Below are 20911 nucleotides of genomic sequence, written 5' to 3' on the forward strand. Positions count from 1 at the left end.
TGACGACCAGCAAGAAAGGACCAGCAGCCAGACCATCCTCGCGCGCACTCTCAAATGATTCCACGAATCAATCCTCGCGCGCATCTTGACATGATTCCTCGGGGCGTCAATCGTATGTTTCTACCGGTGCTGGTCGATTAGGATCGGATTTCCATCGGGGTCTTCGAGCACGATGCTGGCGGGGCCCTCAGTTGAATCGTCGGCACCGCTGACGATGGTGACTCTTGATGGCACGGTCCCCGTTCTTGAGAATCGCCCACCTTGGGTTGGATCACCGCCAAATGCGGCAAACCCTAGTTTCTCGTAGAACGCTGTAGATGCAGCGAGATCTTTCACCGTCAAACTGATCGAAAATGCGCCGAGATTCATGGCAGCTCCTCATCATCTAGACCGCCGATTATCCTTGCGAAGCAGCCGTAATTCAGTGGTTCTGTCTGAGCGACGATCGCGCTCCTCGCAGTCCGCGCAACAATAGACAGATGCCCGCATCCGTTTCTGCGCCCCACATTGGTTATGCCGCAATGCTTGAGCGGTTTCATCCGCTCGAAGTGTTGGCGTTCGCCCAGCACGCTGAGTCGCGCGGTTTTCGCGGCGTGATGGCGGCTGATCACTACCAGCCGTGGATTCCCCAGCAGGGGCAGGCGTCATTTGTGTGGAACGTGTTGAGCGCTCTGGGCCAGACCACCAGCGGCGATTTGGGAACGGGAGTCACTGCGCCCACATTTCGTTGGCATCCGGCGATGGTGGCTCAGGCATCAGCCACGCTTGCCGCGATGAACCCTGGCCGGCACTGGTTAGGTTTGGGCAGTGGAGAGGCGATCAATGAGCACGTGGTTGGGCAGTACTGGCCAGAAGCGCCCGAGCGCATCAACCGGATGTTTGAGGCCGTTGAGATCATCAAGAAGTTATTCGCGTCGGGGCTTTCGGGCAAGGATGTGCGGCATGACGGCCAGTTTTACCGTTTGGAATCGACCCGACTCTGGACGATGCCAGAAACGGCGCCCGAAATCTTGGTTGCGACAGCGGGACCCGTCGCCGCCAAGCGTGCTGGCAAGGCAGTTGATGGCCTGATTACTGAGGCGGCGCCGCTCGAGAAGATTGACCTGCTGCTCAAACGATTTGCCGAAGGCGCCCGTGAAGCTGGGCGAGACACCTCCAAGCAAAGCCGTGTCTTGCGGCTGCACCTTAGTTGGGCTGAGACCGATGAGCAGGCGATGAAGAATGCCCTCAGCGAATGGCCAAATGGTGGCTTGCGGTTCGCTAAGAACGACATCCGTTCACCCTTCGAGCTTGAGCAGCTTGCGCGAATGGTGCGTCCAGAAGATTTCGAGGGGCGGATGCCCGTCAGCGCCGATCCCGACGTGCACCGTGCCTACATCCAGAGCTACCTTGATCTCGGCTTCGACCGCATTTATCTCCACAACGTTGGACGAAATCAGCTCGAGTTCCTCGATGTATTTGGTCGCGACGTGCTTCCAGCGCTGCGCAAATAGTGTCGGCGACGGCAATGCCGCACACTAGAGGCGTGAGAATGAGCGCATGGGCCGTGCCCGGTATCCCCGAGATTGTGTCCGGAGACGACCTGGTCGAGGTGATCGCGGCCGCAGTGATCGCCGACTCTGGCGATACCCAGTCGGGCGGGCTGGAGGATGGCGACATTCTGACGGTGACCTCCAAGATCGTGAGCAAGGCTGAGGGACGCGCTGTGCAGGCTGCCGATCGCGAGCAAGCCATCACTGACGAGACGGTTCGCGTGGTCGCCTCACGCGAACATCCCAATGGTGTCACCCGAATTGTCGAGAACCGTCTCGGGCTCGTGATGGCCGCAGCCGGCGTGGACTCAAGCAATACCCCCGACGGCATCGTGCTGCTGCTGCCGCTAGACCCGGATGAGACTGCGCGTCACCTTTGCGCCGGACTGCGCGAGCGCTTCGGCGTGAATGTCGGCGTCGTGATCACCGACACGGTGGGCCGACCCTGGCGAAGAGGTCAGGCTGATATTGCGATCGGCGCGGCCGGTATCCGTGTGCTTGATGATCTGCGGGGCACCGTCGATGCATCCGGTCGTCCCCTCGCCGTCAGCGTCACTGCTGTGGCTGACGAACTCGCCGCAGCGACAGATCTCGTGAAGGGCAAGGCTGGGGGATTCCCCGTCGCGATCGTGCGTGGTCTCGCCCACTACGTCGCCGAGCTCGAGGCGCCAGGCGCGCGTTCACTTGTTCGAGTGGGTGCCGACGACATGTTCCGTTTGGGCACCAAGGAAGCGTGGCTCGCCGGTTTTGATGAAGCTCACGACGACACTGACCTGAAAGAAGATTAATACTCGACTGTCGAGAGGTTTGGCTCTATTCTGATCTGATGGGGAGTCTGATTTCGCTCGCGTTCTTCGCGATGCTCATAGCGGTGCTGATTGACATCATTCTGATCGACGAATCACGCATCAAAAATTTGGGAAAGGTCACGTGGATCTTTGTCGTGATTTTCTTGCCACTCATCGGCACCATCCTCTGGTTTGCAATCGGTCGCGAATATGCGCCAGCCAACAATTTCGGCAGCTTTGGTGCGCCTCAACGCCACGAGGCACTACGCCAGCTCGAAACGAGCAACACAGAAGCTGAGCTCGCCAAACTTGATGCCGAGATCGAGTATTTCGAGAAGCAAGAGAAAATTCGCGAGCTTGAAGAGAAGCTGCGCCACCGCAAGCAATTGCCGTAGTGCACCAGCGCTGGCAGACTCAATGAATGGATGATGTGACTTCCACACCGATGCCCGATGACGTGTTCCATGATCACTGTGCTGCCATCGTGCGCAGCGTTTCGACGGTGATTGACGGCAAGGCAGATGCCGTGCGGTTGGCGCTCACGGTGCTTCTGGCAGAGGGTCATCTCCTCATCGAAGACGTGCCAGGGGTGGGCAAAACGATGCTCGCTCGGGCGCTGGCACGCAGCGTCGATTGTTCAGTGTCGCGAGTTCAGTTCACCCCTGACCTGCTCCCTGCCGATATCACTGGCGTTTCGGTCTACAACCAGAACACGCGTGATTTCGAGTTCAAGAAGGGCCCGGTTTTCGCGAACATCGTGATCGGTGACGAGATCAATCGCGCTAGCCCCAAGACGCAGTCGGCGCTCCTTGAGTGCATGGCGGAGTCGAGCGTGACGGTCGACGGTCACACCTATGAGCTCACGAGCCCGTTCATTGTGGTCGCGACTCAGAACCCCATCGAGATGGAGGGCACGTATCCGCTGCCTGAGGCTCAGCGGGATCGCTTTATGGCGCGAATTTCGATGGGCTACCCGGATGCTGACGCCGAGCTAGCCATGTTGCGCTCGCGTGAGCTCACGAGCCCGCTCGATTCGCTCACGCCTGTCGTGACGGTCGAGCAGTTGCGCGATCTCATTGCCACGGTGCGTCGTGTCTTTGTCAGCACTGCGGTCGAGGAATATGCCGTCGCGATCGCGCAGACGACTCGTCGTGACCGTGAAGTTCGGGTGGGGGCGAGCCCGCGGGCGACGCTCCACTTGGTGCGGGCGGCAAAGGCTCGCGCTGCAGTCGATGGTCGTGACTTCGTGTTGCCCGATGACATCGACGCCTTGGCCGTAACGGTGTTGGCTCACCGGATGATTCCCGCACGCCACACCGGTGACACTGCGGCGGTGCTGTCGGGTCATTCGATCGCTGACGTGATTGAGCGCATAGTGGCCGAGACTCCGGTTCCTGTAGTCGCTGCTGCTTCCTAGGTCTAGGCTCATGGCCCGCGCAGATTTTCGGCGATCGATTCGCATCGTGCTGGGCGGGGCGCGCCTCACGCGTCGGGGAGTCACTTTCGTAGCGTTGGGCCTTGTGGCCGTTCTTGTGGGGTTCGCCACAGGTATGCCCATTTTGTTATATGTCGGGTGCTTCACGGTGGCGCTGCCTCTCGTGGCGTTGGCTTTTGTGCGCAGCAGGGAGTCCGCGCTGAGCGTTTCGCGCAGATTCTCTTTCCCCGTGGTTGAGGCAGGAAGCACTACTGCTGTGACTTTGCGGGTCGACAATCATTCGAAGCGTGCAACGTCCCCGGTGCGGTGGCGGGATGCATTGCCTTGGCGTCCGTGGGTGACCGACAGCGGTTGGTTGCCTCGTCTCTCTGTAAAGACCCGACTAGCGAGTGATCTCAGTGCTGCGCAGCTGTCGTACTCCTTGACTCCCGCCACTCGCGGAATTTTTGAGATCGGCCCGCTAATCGTAGAAGCGACGGACCCCTTTGAGCTTGCGTGGGGCGCCTGGAATGTCGGTTCCGAATCCTCCCTGATCGTGACACCTCGGGTCGCGCAGCTCACGACAAGCGCTCTTATCGCTCAGTCGGGTGACGGCGAGGCTCGTGTCGTCCAGCGGCGTTCGGCGGGCGACGATGACGACGCGATGACGCGCGAATACCGCCGGGGTGATGCAATGCGCCGGGTTCATTGGAAGGCATCCGCTCGGCATGGCAGCCTCATGGTTCGTCAGGAGGAGCAACACAGCTACCCCGAAGCACGCATCATCGTCGACACGCGGCTAGAGGGTTATCCCGATGCGAGCAGGGCGACGGTTCTGCGAGCGGTCGGTGGTAACGGCGAATCCCAATCGCACAGCGCTCGCTTTGAGTGGGTCGTGACGATGCTCGCCGCGGCAGCCGTGCAGCTGCGCCGTGAGGGATTCTTGGTGCAGATCATCGAAACTGGTCAGTCCCAGTTGACGGATGCAGCCACACTTCATCGCCGGTCTTCGGCCGAGCAAGAGCTCCTCACTCGTCTTGCGGCTCTGGCCCCGATCGAAACGCCAGCCGACTGGTGGGGTGAGCCGTCTTCGCGTTCATTCGCCCGCGGGCCGGTCATCGCTCTGGTCGCCAATCCTGAGCCGTCTACCGTCGATTTCTTAGTGAGCCAAGCCACGAGCAATGTGCTTGCAGTGGCGTTCATCATCGAGACGACTTCTGGTTTAGGCGATCGAGCACGCTTTGGCGCAGCGAACCGCCCACCGCTGGCGGAGGAACTGCGCGCTGCGGGCTGGAAGGTTATCTCGGTGCAGTCGTTCGACGATGTCGCCGACGTGTGGAATCTTTTTGTCACGGAATCGAGGTTGGCCCGTGAGCGCAACTGAGCAAGCGCGGTTGAACAGCATCGAGCGTCACGATCACCGGGTGCGTGTGTGGTCGTTGGCCGGTGTAATGGCGTTGGCTGTTGGCGTTGCTGCAGGCAGCTTGGGCGCTGTGCTTACCGAGGGCGCCTGGTGGTTTCCTTTCATGACCGTTGTGATGGTGACGTTCGCGACGGCAGCGGCCGTTCGCCGCACGCGCCGAAGAGCGATTGTAGGTTCTGCTGTGGCCGTCGCGGCTGCGGCGTTAGTTCTCGTTCTCATGTTCGCTGCGGACACGGCGATTGCGGGCATCGTGCCGACCGGGGAGACTTTTGCGCGGTTCGCGCAGCTTGCGAGCGACGGCGACGAGTCAATAGCGAACCAACGCTTTCCTGCGGATGCTGACACCGGCATCGTGTTCCTGATCTGCTTGGGTGCGGTGGCAGTGGCAATCGCTATGGACGCCGCGGCGTTCGTTATTCGCAAACCGGCGCTCACCGGCATCCCGCTACTAATTCTGTTGCTCGTGCCGAGTCTTATTCGCAGCGAGCTGCACGACGCTTTCGTTTTTGCAATGACGTCACTGGCGTATGTCGCGATCTTGCTGGTTGCGTCTCCGCGTGTCAGCGTGCGGGCAGCCTGGCCGTTGGTGTCAGTGGCTCTTGTGATCTCGTTGACCGTTCCGGTGTTGTTGCCGAGCGTTGAGCCCGCGGCCGAACTGGGCAGCCGCCCCGGACTAATCTCGACCGGCGTGAACCCGATCATCAACCTGAGCAGTGATCTGCGTCGCAATGCACCGCTGCTCGCCTTGCGCTACACCGCGGAGGGCGCCGGCGAGTACCTGAGGGTTGCGGTGCTCGATGAGTTCGACGACGACACCTGGAGGCCGTCCGAGGGCGACAACGAAAGTAGCGACGCGGTCGATTCTTTCCCGGAGCCGGCTGGGCTCGCGCCGGAAGTTCCGCGTACCGAGAAGACGATGCAGATCGAAATTGAGCGCATCAGGGGCAAGTTTTTGCCGGTTCCCTACGCATCGTCAGGCATTTCTGGGCTCGAAGGCGATTGGAATTGGGAGCCTGAGGGACTCACCGTCTCGACAGTGAATAGCAACTCAAAGAATCAAAAGTACGAAGTGTCGTACATCACGCCCGCACCATCGATTGAACAGCTTGAGGCAGCTCCCACGACGTTGCCCGAGGGATTCGAGAAGTATCTTGCGCTGCCAGTCACCCTGCCAACCATTGTCGGAGTCACAGCGAAAGAAGTGGCGGGCAGTGAGCCCACTCGTTTTGATCAGGCACTTGCCCTCCAATCGTTTTTCAAGGATGGCGACTTCGAGTACTCCGAGAACGCGCCGCTGACGGATGACTATGACGGTTCGGGTGCTGGCGTGCTCGGCGAATTCCTGAGCGCCAAGAGCGGGTACTGCGTGCACTTTGCGTCGGCGATGGCAGCGATGGCACGCACGCTCGACATCCCCGCGCGGGTCGTTGTCGGCTTCACTCCGGGGCAAAAGAAGGTCGATGAGGAGACCGATGAGATCAAGTTTGTGATCTCGACCGACAACCTCCATGCGTGGCCAGAATTGTACTTTCCGACCATCGGATGGATCCGCTTCGAGCCCACCGTCTCTGTCGGCACTGAACCTCGATTTGCGCAAAGCATCACCGATGATCCCAGCACGCCCGATGTGGATGAGTCGCAGCCAGAGCCTGTGGCGACCCCAACGTCAACGCCGACGGCGACCTCCGGGGCACGCCCTGAGTTGCCTCTTGACGAGGAGCCGACAACTCCGCTTTCGGGTTCGGTAGCGGCATCCCCGTTCTGGTTGTTGCTGCTTGCCTTGCCGATTCTGTTGCTGATCCCGGCGCTCGTGAGACTGGTTCGCCGTGGCCTGCGCTTGTCGGCGGTGTCACGCGGCGCTATTGCCCCTGCGTGGCGCGAAGTGTGCGACACCGCAACAGATTTGGGCTTCGACCTGAGCGCGACCGCAACGCCGCGCCAGCAGTCCGAGAACTTGTCGGGTCAGATGGGTGCGTCGACCACGAACTCGCTCGCGACCCTGTTGGCAAGCGTCGAAGTCGCAGCCTTCAGCCCGCGCACAACACCGTTGCGGCGAACAGCAGTGACGGCCTCACTAGCATCGCTGCGAGCATCGTCCAGTTGGCGAGCCCGACTGCGCGCACGGTGGGCGCCGCGCACGGCGTTTGGGCCAGTGGAGCGGAAGCGCTAAGCGCGGGCAGCCGGCCAATTGACCGACGAACCGGACGCCTTAGGCCGGGCCCGGTGACAGAGATGCCCTAAGCCGGGCTGAAGCCGATGACAGGTTTGCCCGTCACGGGGTTGCGCAGAATGGATGCCCGCACCCCGTAGACCTCGGCGATCAGCGCTTCGGTCAGCACAGCTTCGGTCGCGCCCGCCGCTACGACGCGGCCATGCGAGAGCACGATGATGTGGTCGCAGTAGCTCGCCGCAAGCGAGAGATCGTGCAACGCTGCCAATACAGTGACTCCGGTCGTGCGCAGGTGCGCGAGCAGGTCGAGCACCGAGAGCTGTGCGGCAATGTCGAGGTGGTTCGTTGGCTCGTCGAGGGCGAGCAATTGGGGCTGCTGGGCGAGTGCCCGCGCGAGCATCACGCGCTGCTTTTCGCCGCCCGAGAGGCTTGGGAATTCGCGGTCGCGAAATCCGGTCATCCCCACCGTGGCGAGGCTTTCGGTTACGACTGCTGCAGATTCTGCGGAATCCGCTTCCCACATCGACTGGTGGGGGAGGCGGCCAAGCTGCACAACCATGTCGACCGTGAGCGAAGAGTCTGTGGTGGCATCCTGCTCCACGAACGCCGCAAGGCGTGCGCGTTGTCTTCGCGGCATCCCGAGCAGATTGTCGCCGTCGAAGTGTACGGATCCGGATGCCGGGGCCCGCACTGCTGTGAGCGCACGAAGCAGGGTGGATTTTCCGGCACCGTTTGGCCCGACGAGGGCGCTCAGCGAGCCGCGCGCGACAGTGCAGTCGACGTTGTCGATGAGTAGTGTGCCGTCGGCGGTGATGCTGATGCGTTCCCCGACAAGGCCGCTGTTCTCGCTCATGTTGAACTCTTTCGGCGGGTGAGCAGGAGCGCAAAGATGGGGGCGCCGATCATGGCGGTCACGATTCCCACGGGAATCTCTCGCGGGTCAAAGATGGTGCGGGCGAGCGTGTCGGCCCACACGAGAAAGACGGCGCCAAGCAGTGTGCTGAGGGGCAGCAGGGCGCGGTGGCCAGGGCCTACGAGCAGTCGCACCGCATGAGGCAATATCAGGCCGACAAAGCCGATGGAGCCACTCACCGACACCATGGCGCCGGTGACAAGAGCGGTTGCGGCGAGCAGTCCCCACCGCGTCGCGCTGACGTTCACTCCGAGCGACGCTGCCTGCACGTCGCCGAAGGCAAAGGAATCGAGCAGGCGCCCGGTGAGCATCACGGGGATACCGACCACTAGGATGGCCGTCATCGTGATGGCGACGGCGGGCCAGCGGGCTCCGCTGAGCGAGCCAAGGAGCCAGGAGAGTACTTCGCGGTAGGAGTCGCCGGTGACGCTCCAAAAGATCACAAAGCTCGTAATTGCCGATGCGAGCGCTGAGACAGCGATACCCGCGAGCACCGTGCGTGATGGCGTGATCGCGCCGAGTGAACCTGCAAGCAACAGTGTCAGGGTGAGCGCGAGCAGTGCGCCAACAAACGCTGCCAAGGGCAATAAGACGGCGGCGCCCAACAGCAACACCGACACGGCACCAAGGGCAGCGCCCGAGGAAAGCCCGAGTAGGTACGGGTCAGCAAGAGGATTGCGCGTGATGGCCTGCATAACCGCCCCGCTCAACGCCAACCCAGCGCCCACCGAGGCAGCGGTCAGCACGCGCGGCAACCGCAACTGCCACACAATGCCATCACGCAGCTCGCTCAGCGGGCTCACCCCGATCCCGAGATGGCTACCAATAGACCGCCAGACCTCATCAAACCGGATGTCGGCAGGCCCGATCGTCACCGCAACCGTGATCGACACCAGAAGTGCGACCCCGAGTGCGGTGCCGAGAGCGAGCGGGGAAACTTTAGCCATCAAGCTCCGCAATCTGAGCCGACAAAGTTTCGGCAGCCTCTACGCTTCGCACGCCAGCTTCACTCGCTGCGAACGGCACCACGAGGTAACGGCCAGCCTTCACAGCGCTCAGGTTTGCGGTTGCAGGGTTCGCCTCAAGCACACCGATCTTCTTGTCGGCACTGTTCCAGGCGGCATCCACGAGCACAATGAAATCGGGGTCAGCGTCAACGACGGCTTCCCAGTTGTACGGAGCCCAGGTGGAATCCACATCGGCGGCAATGTTGGTGAGTCCTACGGTGTCGAGCAAGAGCTGGGGTGCACCGATTCCTGCACCAACGTAGGGGGTGTCCGAGCCTGACGAGAACCAGAGGGCAGTGCGTGAGTCACCGTTGGCGTCAATTGCGGCGAGTCGGTCGCGCTGGTCGTTAACCAGGTCGCTCGCATCAACGCGGAAAATCGAGGCAACAGTCTCGATATCGCTAAACACATTGTCGAAGCTCAACTGGGCGGGCTGCTCGGCACTCTGACATGCAGAGGGAGCAACGAAAGTGTTGATGCCGAGTGACGTTAGGTCGGCACGTTCGCCTGCGCCATCGGCACTGAACGTGGATTCCCAGCCGGCAAACACGAGATCTGGTTCTAGATCGAGCACAGCCTCTTCGCTCGGCACGCGTTCGGCGATTGAGGTGAGCCCTGAAGCTTCGGATGCCCACTCGTCGGGCACCGGACCATCCTGAAATGCGGTTCCAATGATGCGATCGCCCAATCCGAGCGCCAGCAGCAGCTCGGTAGTCGACGACTTGATCGTAATAACGCGCTCAGGCGCGGAGTCGAAGCTCACATCGAAGCCGCAATTGCTGAGCTCAACAGCGCCTGCTGCTGCATCGGGGGAGGGCGTAGTGGACGGTGAGGCGGTAGCCGCGCATCCGCTGAGGGCAAAAATTGAGACACCGGCGACGAGCACAGTGCGAGAAAAAACAGACAAAAGGGCCTCCGAAAAACCGCGAATTTCGGCACTGGGCGCGCCGAAGAATGTGAATAGTGTTTCGAGAAGACCGGCAGCCCAATTCCTGGGCAAACCAACCACGCCATACCAAGCGCACGGGTCTGTGTAGCCCAGTCTATTGGGGTGCGGATGCCGCGGCTGTCGCTCACACGCGCATCGTGTGACTGTGCGATCGCTGACCGGGGGCGACAGCGAGGGCCTCGCGGGGGTAGAATTGACGATCGTGTCTAGAATCAGCGAGAATCCGTACGCCGTGTTGGTGCGCGACCTCATGCACCGTCCCGGTGAGATGAGAGAGCACTCCCTCGACGTCGTCGTATCCGAATCTTTTGGCAACGCCGTAATTGCGGTGCCGAAGGGCGCTGAGCTGGGCATTGATGCGCGTTTTGAGTCGCTTCACGACGGTGTTCTGGTTGATGCTCGGGTAACCGGCACAGCTCAGGCCGAGTGTGTTCGCTGCCTCATTGATATCGCGATGCCTGTTCGGGTCGAGTTTCAAGAACTTTTCGCGTATTCTGAGGACGAAGCTTTTGACTACACGGTTATCGACGAACACGTCGACCTGGAACCAGTAGTCAGGGATGCGGTGGTGTTGTCGCTACCGTTCCAGCCGGTCTGTCAGAAAGATTGTCTCGGCCTGTGCCCTGAGTGTGGGGTTCGGTTGCTCGACAATCCAGGACATGAACACGAAGCGCCCATCGATGCACGCTGGGCAGCGTTGGCCGGCCTCCAAGATTTCACGCAAGACTCGCACGACGCGAACGATTCACCTGAGACCCAAGAAGAAAAGAGTTAGTCATGGCAGTACCAAAGCGCAAGATGTCGCGGGCCAGCACCCGCATGCGCCGCGCCCAGTGGAAGGCAACGCCTCCCACACTCGTCAAGACCGTCGAAAATGGCAAGACCGTTTACAGCCTCCCGCACCGCGCCAAGGTAGTCGAAGACTCCGCTGGCACCCCCCTGTACATGGAGTACAAGGGCCGCAAGGTAGCTGACGTTTAACTAGTCTTCACATACTTGGGTCGAGAATGGCGGTCACGGGCTCTAGCGCACCGGCTGAGCTCTCCGCCGTGCTCGGGGTCAGTATTGCCCCTGATTTGCTTGTGCTCGCGTTGACGCATCGCTCTTTCGCGTACGAAAACGGCGGAATTGCCAATAATGAGCGACTCGAGTTTCTTGGTGACTCAATTCTTGGCCAGGCAGTAACGGTCAAGCTGTACCGCGATAACCCGAACCTTGACGAGGGAGACCTTGCCAAGCGTCGGGCTAGTCTTGTTTCCTCTGTCGCGCTTGCCGAAATCGCGCGCCAAATTGGGCTTGGTGCATTCATTCGCCTTGGCAAGGGAGAAGAGCAGACGGGCGGCCGCGAAAAGCCGTCCATCCTGGCCGACACTGTCGAAGCGATCATCGGTGCCGCCTACCTCGACCTTGGCGAGAACGAAGCGACCGCGCTCGTCTTGCGCCTGGTCGCACCACTGCTGGCCGACCCTGAGCGGTTTGGGGCCGCAATGGACCCCAAAACGAGCCTTCAAGAGCTCGCAGCCCACCTAGGCCGCGGGGCTCCCGACTATCGCATCAAAGATAGCGGGCCCGACCACTCCAAGCGTTTTCACGCCAGCATCGTTCTGCGCGATGAGGTCATTGCTACGGGTGTCGGCTCGAGCAAGAAGCAGGCAGAGATGGCTGCAGCGCTTGAAGCTTGGACTCTCCTTCAAACCGCGACTAAGTAACTCTCGTGCCTGAACTTCCCGAGGTCGAAGTGGTTCGCGCCGGCCTCGAACCGGCCATTACAGGCGCGACTGCGGCATCCGTCACCGTCTTCGATGAGCGCTCGCTTCGTCGTCACGATGGCCCGAGCGAAGACTTCATCGACCGGCTCACCGCCCGTACCTTTCAGGCGCCCCAACGGCGCGGCAAGTTCCTGTGGATCCCGCTCGGCGGCCCCGCAGATGAGGCACTCGAGCGCGCCGCTGGCGCCGACGATGACGCTGGCGCCTCCGCGGCTGGCCACGGCGAAGCACTCGTGGCCCACCTGGGCATGAGCGGCCAAGTGCTGCTGCGTGATCGCAGCACGGATGACCGGCTCACGCGCATCCGGATCGAACTTGATCATCCTGATCACGGCGCACTGCGCCTCAACTTTGTCGACCAACGTATTTTCGGCTCGATGTCTCTCGACAGCATGCTGCCCACTCTTGATCAGCCGCACCTAACCGTGCCGAGCCAGGTAGCCCACATTGCTCGTGACCCGCTCGACCCGCACTTTGATGACGCCAAGTTTTTGCGGGCGCTGAAAGCGAAGCGCACCACAGTGAAACGGGCGATGCTCGATCAAACCCTCGTGAGCGGTATCGGCAACATTTATGCCGACGAGGCGTTGTGGGCGGCACAGATTCACTACAACCAGCCCACCGAGTCGCTGAGCCGTGCCAGAGCCGTTCTGTTGCTCGCAGAAGTGCGGGCGGTGTTCGCTAAGGCGCTGGCCGAGGGCGGCACGAGCTTCGACGCGCAATACCTGAACGTGAATGGCGAATCTGGCTACTTTGTGCACTCGTTGAATGTCTACGGCCAGCAAGGCAAGGAGTGCCCGCGTTGTGGGCGCGAGGTCATTCGCGAACAGTTCATGAACCGCGGCTCGCATTTCTGTGGGTTTTGCCAGCGTGTGCGAGTTGGGGCTCGCGCGGTCTAGTGGTGGGGCCCGAGCGCGTGTCGCATCCGTTAGAGCACGCGAGCGCAGAACCCGCTTCCACACTCCTTGGTAGCCAATAGGCAGGAATCCGACTGCCTCGATGTTCCTGAAGCACGAGTGTGCCCGCCTGATTGACGGCGCGGCTGGGCTCGCGAGGAACCGCTAAAGCCGTGTACGCCACCACCGTGCCGGTGTCGACGTGCTCGACTGCGGCGTAGACCATGGACAGTGTGCTCTCGGTGAGTCGCTCCTGGTATTCGAGCAGTCGATCCACTGACCAGACATCCTCAGGAGGCTCGAGGCCGGCGGAGGGTTCGTCGGTGCTCATGCGCGTATAGAGGACTGCGAGATCCTCGCGCCACCGTTCTGGGCAGAGATCAACCCATTCGTGTAGGGCGTAGTCGCGGTTGCTGCGATCAATGGCGTCATCAACAAGAGATAACAAACCAGGCACGGCAAGCGCGAGACGACTGACTCGTTCAACCTGTTCAAAGCTGAAGCCGTGAGCCAGCAAGAACTGAGTTTCAGGGTTATTTTTCGACACAGAGCCGAACTCGGTTGGTGCGGCGAGCACGGGCCCCTCATTGAGCGACGAGGGGGCGTACATGACCACTTGGCGTTTATTGTCGCGTCGCGCGATCGTTTCAAGCTCCGCAAGAAGAGCGCTTCCAATCCCGTTCCGGCGGAAGTCGGGGTGCACATGCACAATCACCCAAGCCGTGTCGGCATCCTCGCCAACGGTCGTTTCATAGGTGCCCCGGCCAACTACACGCCCGTCGACCGTTGCGACGAGCATCCGGTAGCGCTCAAATTCACTTGGCTGCCAGAGCGCGAGTTCTTCTGCGACGTCAAACGCGGTATCGGTGGTTCCAAACGCGAGTTCGTCACTCAGATTGCTGAGCGCAATCGCTTGGCAAAACTCGTCTTTGCCGGTGGGGTCAAGCTCCCGGGGAATCTCAACAGTTGCGATGTCGAATTCTGTCATGAGCGCACCAATCTGGCTGGTTGGGTGCTACTTAGTTGCCGACCAGAATACTCCCGCGCCTGACGTGAAACCAGAGCGATGAGAGACCCTTCTTCTGCGCGGCAGAACGGCGGGGCCCCGCGCATCCGGTACCGTATAGCAAGGTTCTGACCATCACGTTGGCCAGTGACCTGGCCAGCACAGTGTTGGCCAGCACAGTGAAGGCGGTGACGTGTACCTCAAGAGTTTGACCCTCAAGGGGTTCAAGTCGTTCGCTCAGTCGACCACTTTCGCTTTCGAGCAGGGCGTGACGTGCGTTGTTGGCCCTAACGGTTCGGGCAAGTCGAATGTGGTGGATGCTCTGGCCTGGGTCATGGGCGAGCAGGGCGCTAAGACTCTGCGCGGCGGCAAGATGGAAGACGTCATCTTTGCTGGCACCGCCACCAAGGGTCCGCTCGGCCGCGCTGAGGTTGTGCTGACTATCGACAACGCCGACGGCGCTTTGCCGATTGAGTACAGCGAAGTCACGATCAGCCGCACGCTGTTCCGCAATGGTGGCAGTGAATATGCGATCAATGGAACCCAGTGCCGACTGCTTGATGTGCAAGAACTGCTTAGCGACTCGGGTCTTGGCCGAGAGATGCACGTCATCGTCGGTCAGGGGCAGTTGGATGCGGTGCTGCATGCCAGTCCAGAAGACCGTCGCGGTTTCATCGAAGAAGCGGCCGGCATCCTCAAGCACCGGCGTCGCAAAGAGAAAACCCTGCGCAAGCTTGACGCGATGCAGGCTAACCTCACCCGCCTTTCTGACTTGGCCGGGGAGATCCGTCGTCAGCTCAAGCCGCTCGGTCAGCAGGCCGAGATCGCCAAAGAGGCAGCCTCGATTGCCTCCATTGTTCGGGATGCTCGCGCACGGCTCCTCGCCGACGAGGTTGTCGAACTGCGCTCGAGCATTAACGATTTCAGCCGCAGCGAGAGCGAACGCAAGACGCAGCGCATAGTTCTGCAGGAACAGCTCGATCAGAACAAGTTGCGCGAAGCCCGGCTTGAGCAGGCTCAGGTTGGTGACGATGTTGATGAGGCTCGGCGTGTGTCCTTCGGTCTCGAATCGGTGCAGGAACGCCTGCGCAGTCTGTACACCCTTGCCAATCAGCGTCTGTCGCTGCTCGGGCAGCAGGGTGACGCGCCCACGTCGGGTAACACCGTGAGTCAGACGTTGGTTGACGAAGTCACGGCCGGAGCGGATGCTCTCGCTGCCGGTGTCGAGGATGCCGAAAAGGCTGTCGGTGCTGCTGCAGCATCAACAGCACGAGCGAAGGCCGCGCTTGACTCGCTCGACGAAGAAATTGCCGCGCAGAGTGCACTGGTCTCTCGTCACGAGTTGGAGAGCGCCGGGCTCACTGCTCGCGTAGAAGTAGCCACCTCGACGCGCACTGCCGCTCAGGGTGAACTTGTTCGTCAACAGCAGGCGCTCGCCGAAGCGCAGTCTCGTCGCGAGGCAGCACAAACCGAATTTGAGGCCCTCGAGGTTGAGGCCAACAACTCCACCACCGAATCGGATGGCTCGCTCGACAACGCCTATGAGGCGGCAGAGGCGAAGGTTGCGAGCATCCAAGCCGAAATCGAATCGCTACGTGATGCGCTGCACGCTTCCGAACGTGAACGCGATGCTCTTGCTGCCCGCAATTCGGCACTTTCGCTCGCGGTCGATCAGAAAGATGGCTCTAGCGCGCTCGTTGCCGCACAACTCTCTGGCATTCGGGGGCTGGTCGCAGAACACGTCAAGATCACCCCCGGCTTCGAGGCAGCAATTGCCGCCGCCCTCGGAACCCTGGCGGATGCGGTCCTTGCTGAGGATCGCGACTCTGCGATCGAGGCGCTTGCTGAATCTGCCAGTCGCGACTTTGGCCGAGTAGAAGTAGTCGTGGCAAACGCGGCAAAATCTGCGGTGTCGCTCGGCGCTGCCCAAGGAACAGTGCCGGCGTCCGACGTCGTAACCGCGCCGGATGGCGTGCACGGACTCCTCACCCACGTGTTGATTGCCGATGACCTTGACGCTGCCCGCGCCGCCTACAGTTCGCTCACCAACGCCGCAGACATCACGTTTGTCACGCGCGACGGCGACGTGCTCACCCAGTTCGTCTTGCGCGGTGGATCTGGCGCCAAACGCTCACGACTCGAACTCGTTGCCGAACGTGACGCCGCCGCCGAAAAACTCGGTGTCGTCACCACCCAGATCGAGCGCACGAATTGTGAGCTCGACGAGAAGCGCCGCGAACTCACCTCCGCAAAGACGGATGCCGAAACCGCGCTTGCCACACTGCGCGAATACGACGCCCAGCTTGCCGCCCAGTCTGAACTTCTTGGCCGACACCGTATTCAGGCTGATGCTGCCCAAGCCGAATGCGATCGCCTCGCCCGTGCCGTCGACGTTGCTACAGAAGCGGTATCGGATGCCACCGCCGAAGTCGGTCGCGCACAGACTGCAGCCGATGACTATCAGTCCGCCCCGCGACCCATCCTCGACGTCTCAGAACGTGACCCCATGCTCGCCGAGGTCGAAACGGCGCGAGCGCGCGAGGTTGAGCATCGCATCCAACTCGAGACGATCCGCGAGAGGGTGCGCGCCGAGCGGGCCCGGGCCGAGCAACTTGCCGCCCAGCTCGTGCGCGAGCGTGAAGCGGCCGCAGAACAGGCACGACTGGCGGTAATTCGTCAACGGCAGATTGCATCCGCGACTCGGGTTGTTGAGATGCTGCCGGCAGTGCTCGATTCTGTCGACCGTTCGCTCTCTGAGGCCCGCGTAGTTCTCGGGGCAAAAGAAGCCGAACGTTCCGCCCAAAACCAGGAGCTCTCGGGGCTGCGCCGCGAGGAGTCCGCGCTGCGCGAACGACTCTCGGCCGTCAGCGAAAGCGTGCACGGTCTCGAAATGCAGATCTACGAAAAGAAGCTGCACCTCTCCAGTTTGCTCGAACGATCGGGTGAAGAACTCGGCCTCGTCGAAGATGTACTCGTTGCGGAATATGGCCCACAGGTTGCCGTTCCGGATGACACGGTCGCCGTTGTCGACGACAGCAAGAGCGACGACAGCAAGAGCGACGACAGCAAGAGCGACGACAGCGACGCCGACGACAGCGACAGCATCGCCGATGGTAGCAACAGCGATGACAACAACAGTGATGATGCAGCGGCCGAGCCCGCGGCATCCGGTCGCCCGTTTGTGCGTGCCGAACAAGAGATTCGCCTGCAGAAGGCTGAGCGAAAGCTCGCACGCTTGGGCCGGGTCAACCCGCTCGCGCTCGAAGAGTTCGAGGCGCTCGAGCAGCGTCACAAGTTCTTGACCGAGCAGCTCACCGACCTTTCGAACACCCGAAAAGACTTGCTCACAATCATCGATGAGCTCGACGAGAAGATGCAGGCAATCTTCTCGAGCGCCTTCGAGGACACGAAGAACGCGTTCAACGATGTCTTCCCTGTGTTGTTCCCTGGTGGCACGGGAAGCATCTTCCTGACCAATCCTGACGAACTGCTCACCACTGGCATCGAGGTCACAGTGAAGCCCGCAGGCAAGAAGATCGAACGCCTCTCGCTGCTGAGCGGTGGCGAGCGATCATTAGCCGCAGTCGCCTTGCTGATCGCTATCTTCAAGGCACGCCCCAGCCCGTTCTACATCATGGACGAGGTTGAGGCGGCGCTCGACGATGCCAACCTTGGCCGACTCTTGGCGATCTTCGAGGACCTGCGCCAAACCAGCCAACTCATCGTCATTACGCACCAGAAGCGCACCATGGAAATTGCGGATGCGCTCTACGGCGTGAGCATGCGATCCGACGGAATCAGCGCGGTCGTTGGCCAGCGCGTTGCGAAAGAGACCGCGTCAAGCGAAGCCAGCTAAAAAACCGCAGCGGGCAAACGAAAGTGCAGCAAGCTAGCGAGACCGAAGCAAGCTAGCGAGACCGAAGCAAGCTAAAGAAACTGCGGCGAGTTAGTCGACCCAGGCCAGCGGTTCGCCGTTGACGGTGCGCACAGCCCAGCAGTCGGCGAGTCGTTCGATCGTTGAGATTGATCCATTCAGAATGTGATCAAAGTCGCGTCCGGCAAGCTCGGAGAGTGTGTAGCGGATGATCGTTCCGTGACACACAACGATCACTTTCTTGTCGCCGTAATCGGCTGAGACCTGGTCGAGAGCTTCAATGCCGCGTTTGACAACCGAGTCGAGACTTTCGAGGCCCGGATACATCGGCACATCAGGCCACTTCTGATCGATCTCTGCCTTGGTGAGGCCTTCGCCCTCGCCATAGTTGCGCTCTATGAGCAGGTCATAGCTGCGACCAAGTTCGAGCCCGAGTCCGTCGGCGATGATCTGCGCTGTCTCGCGGGCGCGCTGCAGGGGAGAACTGACAATCACGTCCCATTCGGTGCCGCGCAGCAGTTCAACGGCATCCTGAGCTTGCTGACGCCCGACGTCGTTCAACGGGATGTCGCTGGAGCCTTGCATGCGTCCGGCAGCGTTCCAGTCGGTTTGGCCATGGCGAATCAGTGAGAGCATCCAAAAATCCTAGCGCGGTTAGGGGAGGGCGCCGACCTGCCTTAACCTGTACTCATGGCAGCATCCTGGTCGCTTTCGGGCGCACTCAAATCTATGTTCGCGCGCGACACCATCGACGCCGATACGTGGAGCGATCTTGAAGACGCCCTCATCTCAGCAGACTTTGGGCCCGACATCACCGACTCGGTCATCGAAGAACTGCGTGCCAGCGTCGCCAAATATAAGACTGACGATCCAACAGACCTGAAGCGGATGCTGCGCGAAACCCTCGAGGAACGCCTAGCCCGCCTCGACCCCACTCTCACCCTCAGCGCCCGCCCCGCAGTTGTCCTAGTTGTTGGGGTCAATGGCGTCGGAAAAACGACGACGATCGGCAAATTCGCCAAGTTCTTGGTTGGCCACGGCCGCACTGTTGTGGTTGGCGCGGCTGACACTTTCCGTGCTGCTGCGGTCGAACAGTTGGCGACGTGGGCCGAGCGCGGGGGAGCATCGATTGTGCGTCCTCAGCAGCAGGGTCAAGATCCGGCTTCCGTCGCATTCCAAACGGTGGAGCGTGCTCAGCGCGACTCGATCGACATCGCCATCATCGACACAGCTGGGCGCTTGCAGACCAAGAGCGGGCTGATGGATGAGCTCGGCAAGATTCGTCGCGTCGTGGAGAAGCAGACCGAGATCGCTGAAGTATTGCTTGTACTTGATGCGACCACGGGTCAGAACGGTGTTGCCCAGGCTGAAGCGTTCATCCAGCACGCCGGCGTCACTGGTCTTGTGATCACCAAATTGGATGGGTCGGCGAAGGCCGGGTTCGTTCTTGCCGTGCAGGAGCGCACGGGCATCCCGATCAAGTTGGTCGGCCAGGGCGAAGGCATCAACGACCTCACCGGTTTCACCCCGCATGTCTTCGTGCAGAATCTCGTCGGCTAGATCTTTAGCTGCCGACCCGCGCTAGCCGCTAGCTTTCGCTTGCTGCCGACCCGCGCTAGCCGCTAGCTTTCGCTTGCTGCCGGCTCTGGCTAGTTGCCGACCGCTTTGTGCGCGGCCGAAATGTCGAGGTAGTGCGTGGCGTTCTGGCGCACACCAGCGATCTCGTCGTCGTTCAGTTCGCGGCGAACTTTTGCAGGAACGCCAGCGACGAGCGATCCGGGCGGCACGATGGTGCCTTCGAGCACGACAGCGCCTGCCGCGACGAGTGATCCGGTGCCGATGACGGCTCCATTGAGCACTGTTGCGCTCATGCCAATCAGGCAGTCATCTTCGACGGTGCAGCCGTGAAGGACAGCCCCGTGGCCAACGCTCACCCCAGAGCCTACGGTTGTTGGGAAGCCTTCATCGCAGTGAACCGTCACGTTGTCTTGCAGGTTTGACCCTTCACCGATGGTGATCGAGTCGACGTCGGCACGAAGCACCGCACCGTAGAAGATGCTCGCGCGTTCCCCGAGGGTGACTTGCCCGACCAGTGTTGCGTTCGGCGCTACGAAGGCGCTGTCAGAAACCTGGGGGGTATGTCCGGCGATGGGAACAATGAGAGCTGTCATGCCTCCACGCTAGCGCGACCCGCGCGTAAACAAGTGCGAGATCCAGGAAAGTTACCGCGAGAATCCTGAAGCGATCTCAATCAGTACGCTCTCGTCGCCCGCGTAGATTCCTTCGGGGCGTGGCCAGTGCCCGATTACGTCGGTGAAACCGAAAGCTTCAGCGCGACCGATGGCGTCATCCCAGGCGCCGACGCTCTCGAGGCTGAACTGTGGTGCGCCATCGAGGTTCAGATAGCGATCGAGAGTTGCGGATGCTCGGCCGGCCTTCTCGAGGCTGGCATCCATGCGGGCGGAGGACTCGGCGACGACCTGCCACCACTCCTCGAGGGTGTCAGCGGTGCGGCCGAGCGTGAGCCAGCCTTCAGCGAGTTCTGCGGCAAGTCTCAGGCCGCGGGGGCCTTCTGCAGCAACCACGAAGGGCAGGCGCGGAGTCTGGGCCGGTGCCCCGACCATCCGTGCATTCACTGCGGTGAACCAGTCGCCGCTGAAGTTGATGCCACCGCTGCCGGGTTCTTCGAAACGCAAGAGTTCATCGAGCCCGCGGACAAACTCTTCGAAGCGTGCGTGACGTTCGCGCGGGCTCAGCTCGGGCTGGCCAAGCACGGTCGAGTCAAAGCCAGTGCCGCCAGAACCAACACCGAGCAGGAAGCGACCATCGCTGACGTCGTCGAGGGTTGCCAGCTCTTTGGCGAAGGTAACCGGATGCCGAAAATTGGGTGACGCGACGAAGGTGCCGAGCTTAATGCGGCTGGTCACGCTCGCGGCTGCCGTTAGCGTGGGAACTGTCGCGTGCCACGTCTCGTCGGCGAGGGTTCGCCACGACAGGTGGTCGTAGGTCCAGGCATGATCGAAGCCGAGTTCTTCAGCTTGGATCCAGCGATGTTTGGCTTCAGCCCAAGGCTGTTGGGGGAGGATTACGATGCCATGTCTCACTGTCTCACCCTACTGCGGCGCGCTGTCAGTGCATTGGGTTCGCAAGCGGCGCTTCGACACCTTAAA

At 61.1% G+C, this 20911-nt stretch carries 20 protein-coding genes; 12 read left to right on the plus strand and 8 right to left on the minus strand.

What is annotated here, in order from left to right; translation table 11 throughout:
• Positions 1-120: 120 nt before the first annotated feature.
• Positions 121-369 carry a VOC family protein gene (locus ABD112_RS06465; RefSeq protein ID WP_343924263.1) on the minus strand — a complete coding sequence of 83 codons (249 nt, stop codon included), beginning with the start codon at positions 367-369 and terminating at the stop codon, positions 121-123.
• Positions 370-479: 110 nt separating this feature from the next.
• Here ABD112_RS06465 and ABD112_RS06470 point away from each other — a divergent pair, with 110 nt between their 5' ends.
• The 6 genes from ABD112_RS06470 to ABD112_RS06495 are packed head-to-tail and all read left to right on the plus strand — an operon-like array spanning position 480 to position 7327.
• Positions 480-1493, plus strand: a complete 1014-nt coding sequence (locus tag ABD112_RS06470; RefSeq protein ID WP_343924265.1) for a TIGR03557 family F420-dependent LLM class oxidoreductase — start codon at positions 480-482, stop codon at positions 1491-1493.
• Between the two features lie 14 nt (positions 1494-1507).
• Positions 1508-2320: a coenzyme F420-0:L-glutamate ligase gene (locus ABD112_RS06475; RefSeq protein ID WP_343924266.1), complete on the plus strand. Its 813-nt coding sequence runs from the start codon at positions 1508-1510 to the stop codon at positions 2318-2320.
• Positions 2321-2358: 38 nt separating this feature from the next.
• Positions 2359-2715, plus strand: a complete 357-nt coding sequence (locus ABD112_RS06480; protein WP_343924267.1) for a PLD nuclease N-terminal domain-containing protein — start codon at positions 2359-2361, stop codon at positions 2713-2715.
• 26 nt (positions 2716-2741) lie between these two features.
• Positions 2742-3737 carry an AAA family ATPase gene (locus tag ABD112_RS06485; RefSeq protein WP_425563806.1) on the plus strand — a complete coding sequence of 332 codons (996 nt, stop codon included), beginning with the start codon at positions 2742-2744 and terminating at the stop codon, positions 3735-3737.
• 10 nt (positions 3738-3747) lie between these two features.
• A complete protein-coding gene (locus ABD112_RS06490; RefSeq protein WP_343924269.1) occupies positions 3748-5118 on the plus strand; it encodes a DUF58 domain-containing protein in 1371 nt (456 codons plus the stop codon).
• Positions 5105-7327 (plus strand): transglutaminase TgpA family protein, encoded by a 2223-nt coding sequence (locus tag ABD112_RS06495; protein WP_343924270.1) that lies wholly within the window; start codon positions 5105-5107, stop codon positions 7325-7327. Before ABD112_RS06490 ends, ABD112_RS06495 begins: the two co-directional genes overlap by 14 nt.
• Positions 7328-7394: 67 nt before the next feature.
• Here the strand turns inward: ABD112_RS06495 and ABD112_RS06500 are convergent, their stop codons facing one another.
• Genes ABD112_RS06500 through ABD112_RS06510 form a run of 3 tightly spaced genes read right to left on the minus strand, consistent with a single transcriptional unit; the run spans position 7395 to position 10154 of the window.
• Complete coding sequence (locus ABD112_RS06500; RefSeq protein WP_343924271.1) at positions 7395-8180, minus strand: ABC transporter ATP-binding protein; 786 nt, start codon at positions 8178-8180, stop codon at positions 7395-7397.
• Positions 8177-9187: a putative F420-0 ABC transporter permease subunit gene (locus ABD112_RS06505; RefSeq protein ID WP_343924273.1), complete on the minus strand. Its 1011-nt coding sequence runs from the start codon at positions 9185-9187 to the stop codon at positions 8177-8179. Before ABD112_RS06505 ends, ABD112_RS06500 begins: the two co-directional genes overlap by 4 nt.
• Positions 9180-10154, minus strand: coding sequence for a putative F420-0 ABC transporter substrate-binding protein (locus ABD112_RS06510; protein WP_343924275.1), 975 nt, complete (start codon positions 10152-10154; stop codon positions 9180-9182). The genes ABD112_RS06505 and ABD112_RS06510 overlap by 8 nt, the downstream gene beginning before the upstream one ends.
• Positions 10155-10398: 244 nt before the next feature.
• Between ABD112_RS06510 and ABD112_RS06515 the strand changes: the two genes are divergently transcribed.
• The 4 genes from ABD112_RS06515 to mutM are packed head-to-tail and all read left to right on the plus strand — an operon-like array spanning position 10399 to position 12864.
• Positions 10399-10971, plus strand: coding sequence for a YceD family protein (locus ABD112_RS06515; RefSeq protein ID WP_343924276.1), 573 nt, complete (start codon positions 10399-10401; stop codon positions 10969-10971).
• 2 nt (positions 10972-10973) lie between these two features.
• The gene (rpmF, locus tag ABD112_RS06520; RefSeq protein ID WP_009772721.1) at positions 10974-11177 is read left to right on the plus strand and encodes a 50S ribosomal protein L32; all 204 of its coding nucleotides are present in this window, start codon (positions 10974-10976) and stop codon (positions 11175-11177) included.
• A 26-nt stretch (positions 11178-11203) separates the two neighbouring features.
• Entirely contained in the window at positions 11204-11905 is a 702-nt protein-coding gene (gene rnc / locus ABD112_RS06525) for a ribonuclease III (RefSeq protein ID WP_343924278.1), read from the plus strand.
• Positions 11906-11910: 5 nt separating this feature from the next.
• Entirely contained in the window at positions 11911-12864 is a 954-nt protein-coding gene (gene mutM / locus ABD112_RS06530) for a bifunctional DNA-formamidopyrimidine glycosylase/DNA-(apurinic or apyrimidinic site) lyase (protein WP_343924280.1), read from the plus strand.
• On the opposite strand, the gene ABD112_RS06535 is transcribed toward mutM, so the two are convergent.
• Positions 12797-13849 (minus strand): GNAT family N-acetyltransferase, encoded by a 1053-nt coding sequence (locus ABD112_RS06535; RefSeq protein ID WP_343924282.1) that lies wholly within the window; start codon positions 13847-13849, stop codon positions 12797-12799. The two genes, mutM and ABD112_RS06535, sit on opposite strands and share 68 nt — an antisense overlap.
• Before the next feature lie 211 nt (positions 13850-14060).
• Between ABD112_RS06535 and smc the strand changes: the two genes are divergently transcribed.
• Positions 14061-17723 carry a chromosome segregation protein SMC gene (gene smc / locus ABD112_RS06540; RefSeq protein ID WP_343924284.1) on the plus strand — a complete coding sequence of 1221 codons (3663 nt, stop codon included), beginning with the start codon at positions 14061-14063 and terminating at the stop codon, positions 17721-17723.
• Between the two features lie 90 nt (positions 17724-17813).
• Here the strand turns inward: smc and ABD112_RS06545 are convergent, their stop codons facing one another.
• On the minus strand, positions 17814-18377 hold the full coding sequence (locus ABD112_RS06545) for a histidine phosphatase family protein (RefSeq protein WP_343924286.1): 564 nt from the start codon (positions 18375-18377) through the stop codon (positions 17814-17816).
• 54 nt (positions 18378-18431) lie between these two features.
• Here ABD112_RS06545 and ftsY point away from each other — a divergent pair, with 54 nt between their 5' ends.
• Complete coding sequence (ftsY, locus tag ABD112_RS06550) at positions 18432-19301, plus strand: signal recognition particle-docking protein FtsY (RefSeq protein ID WP_343924288.1); 870 nt, start codon at positions 18432-18434, stop codon at positions 19299-19301.
• Positions 19302-19390: 89 nt separating this feature from the next.
• Here the strand turns inward: ftsY and ABD112_RS06555 are convergent, their stop codons facing one another.
• Positions 19391-19912, minus strand: coding sequence for a gamma carbonic anhydrase family protein (locus ABD112_RS06555; RefSeq protein ID WP_343924290.1), 522 nt, complete (start codon positions 19910-19912; stop codon positions 19391-19393).
• 51 nt (positions 19913-19963) lie between these two features.
• Positions 19964-20845 (minus strand): LLM class flavin-dependent oxidoreductase, encoded by an 882-nt coding sequence (locus ABD112_RS06560; RefSeq protein WP_343924292.1) that lies wholly within the window; start codon positions 20843-20845, stop codon positions 19964-19966.
• Between the last annotated feature and the right edge of the window lie 66 nt (positions 20846-20911).

Source organism: Rhodoglobus aureus (assembly GCF_039527955.1).
GTDB lineage: Bacteria > Actinomycetota > Actinomycetes > Actinomycetales > Microbacteriaceae > Rhodoglobus > Rhodoglobus aureus.

What these genes read in the sequence shown, in the direction of transcription:
- ABD112_RS06465 (WP_343924263.1), bottom strand. Translation starts at nt 369, where the DNA reads ATGAATCTCGGCGCATTTTCGATCAGTTTGACGGTGAAAGATCTCGCT.
- ABD112_RS06470 (WP_343924265.1), top strand. Translation starts at nt 480, where the DNA reads ATGCCCGCATCCGTTTCTGCGCCCCACATTGGTTATGCCGCAATGCTT.
- ABD112_RS06475 (WP_343924266.1), top strand. Translation starts at nt 1,508, where the DNA reads ATGCCGCACACTAGAGGCGTGAGAATGAGCGCATGGGCCGTGCCCGGT.
- ABD112_RS06480 (WP_343924267.1), top strand. Translation starts at nt 2,359, where the DNA reads ATGGGGAGTCTGATTTCGCTCGCGTTCTTCGCGATGCTCATAGCGGTG.
- ABD112_RS06485 (WP_425563806.1), top strand. Translation starts at nt 2,742, where the DNA reads ATGGATGATGTGACTTCCACACCGATGCCCGATGACGTGTTCCATGAT.
- ABD112_RS06490 (WP_343924269.1), top strand. Translation starts at nt 3,748, where the DNA reads ATGGCCCGCGCAGATTTTCGGCGATCGATTCGCATCGTGCTGGGCGGG.
- ABD112_RS06500 (WP_343924271.1), bottom strand. Translation starts at nt 8,180, where the DNA reads ATGAGCGAGAACAGCGGCCTTGTCGGGGAACGCATCAGCATCACCGCC.
- ABD112_RS06505 (WP_343924273.1), bottom strand. Translation starts at nt 9,187, where the DNA reads ATGGCTAAAGTTTCCCCGCTCGCTCTCGGCACCGCACTCGGGGTCGCA.
- rpmF (WP_009772721.1), top strand. Translation starts at nt 10,974, where the DNA reads ATGGCAGTACCAAAGCGCAAGATGTCGCGGGCCAGCACCCGCATGCGC.
- rnc (WP_343924278.1), top strand. Translation starts at nt 11,204, where the DNA reads ATGGCGGTCACGGGCTCTAGCGCACCGGCTGAGCTCTCCGCCGTGCTC.
- ABD112_RS06535 (WP_343924282.1), bottom strand. Translation starts at nt 13,849, where the DNA reads ATGACAGAATTCGACATCGCAACTGTTGAGATTCCCCGGGAGCTTGAC.
- ABD112_RS06545 (WP_343924286.1), bottom strand. Translation starts at nt 18,377, where the DNA reads ATGCTCTCACTGATTCGCCATGGCCAAACCGACTGGAACGCTGCCGGA.
- ftsY (WP_343924288.1), top strand. Translation starts at nt 18,432, where the DNA reads ATGGCAGCATCCTGGTCGCTTTCGGGCGCACTCAAATCTATGTTCGCG.
- ABD112_RS06555 (WP_343924290.1), bottom strand. Translation starts at nt 19,912, where the DNA reads ATGACAGCTCTCATTGTTCCCATCGCCGGACATACCCCCCAGGTTTCT.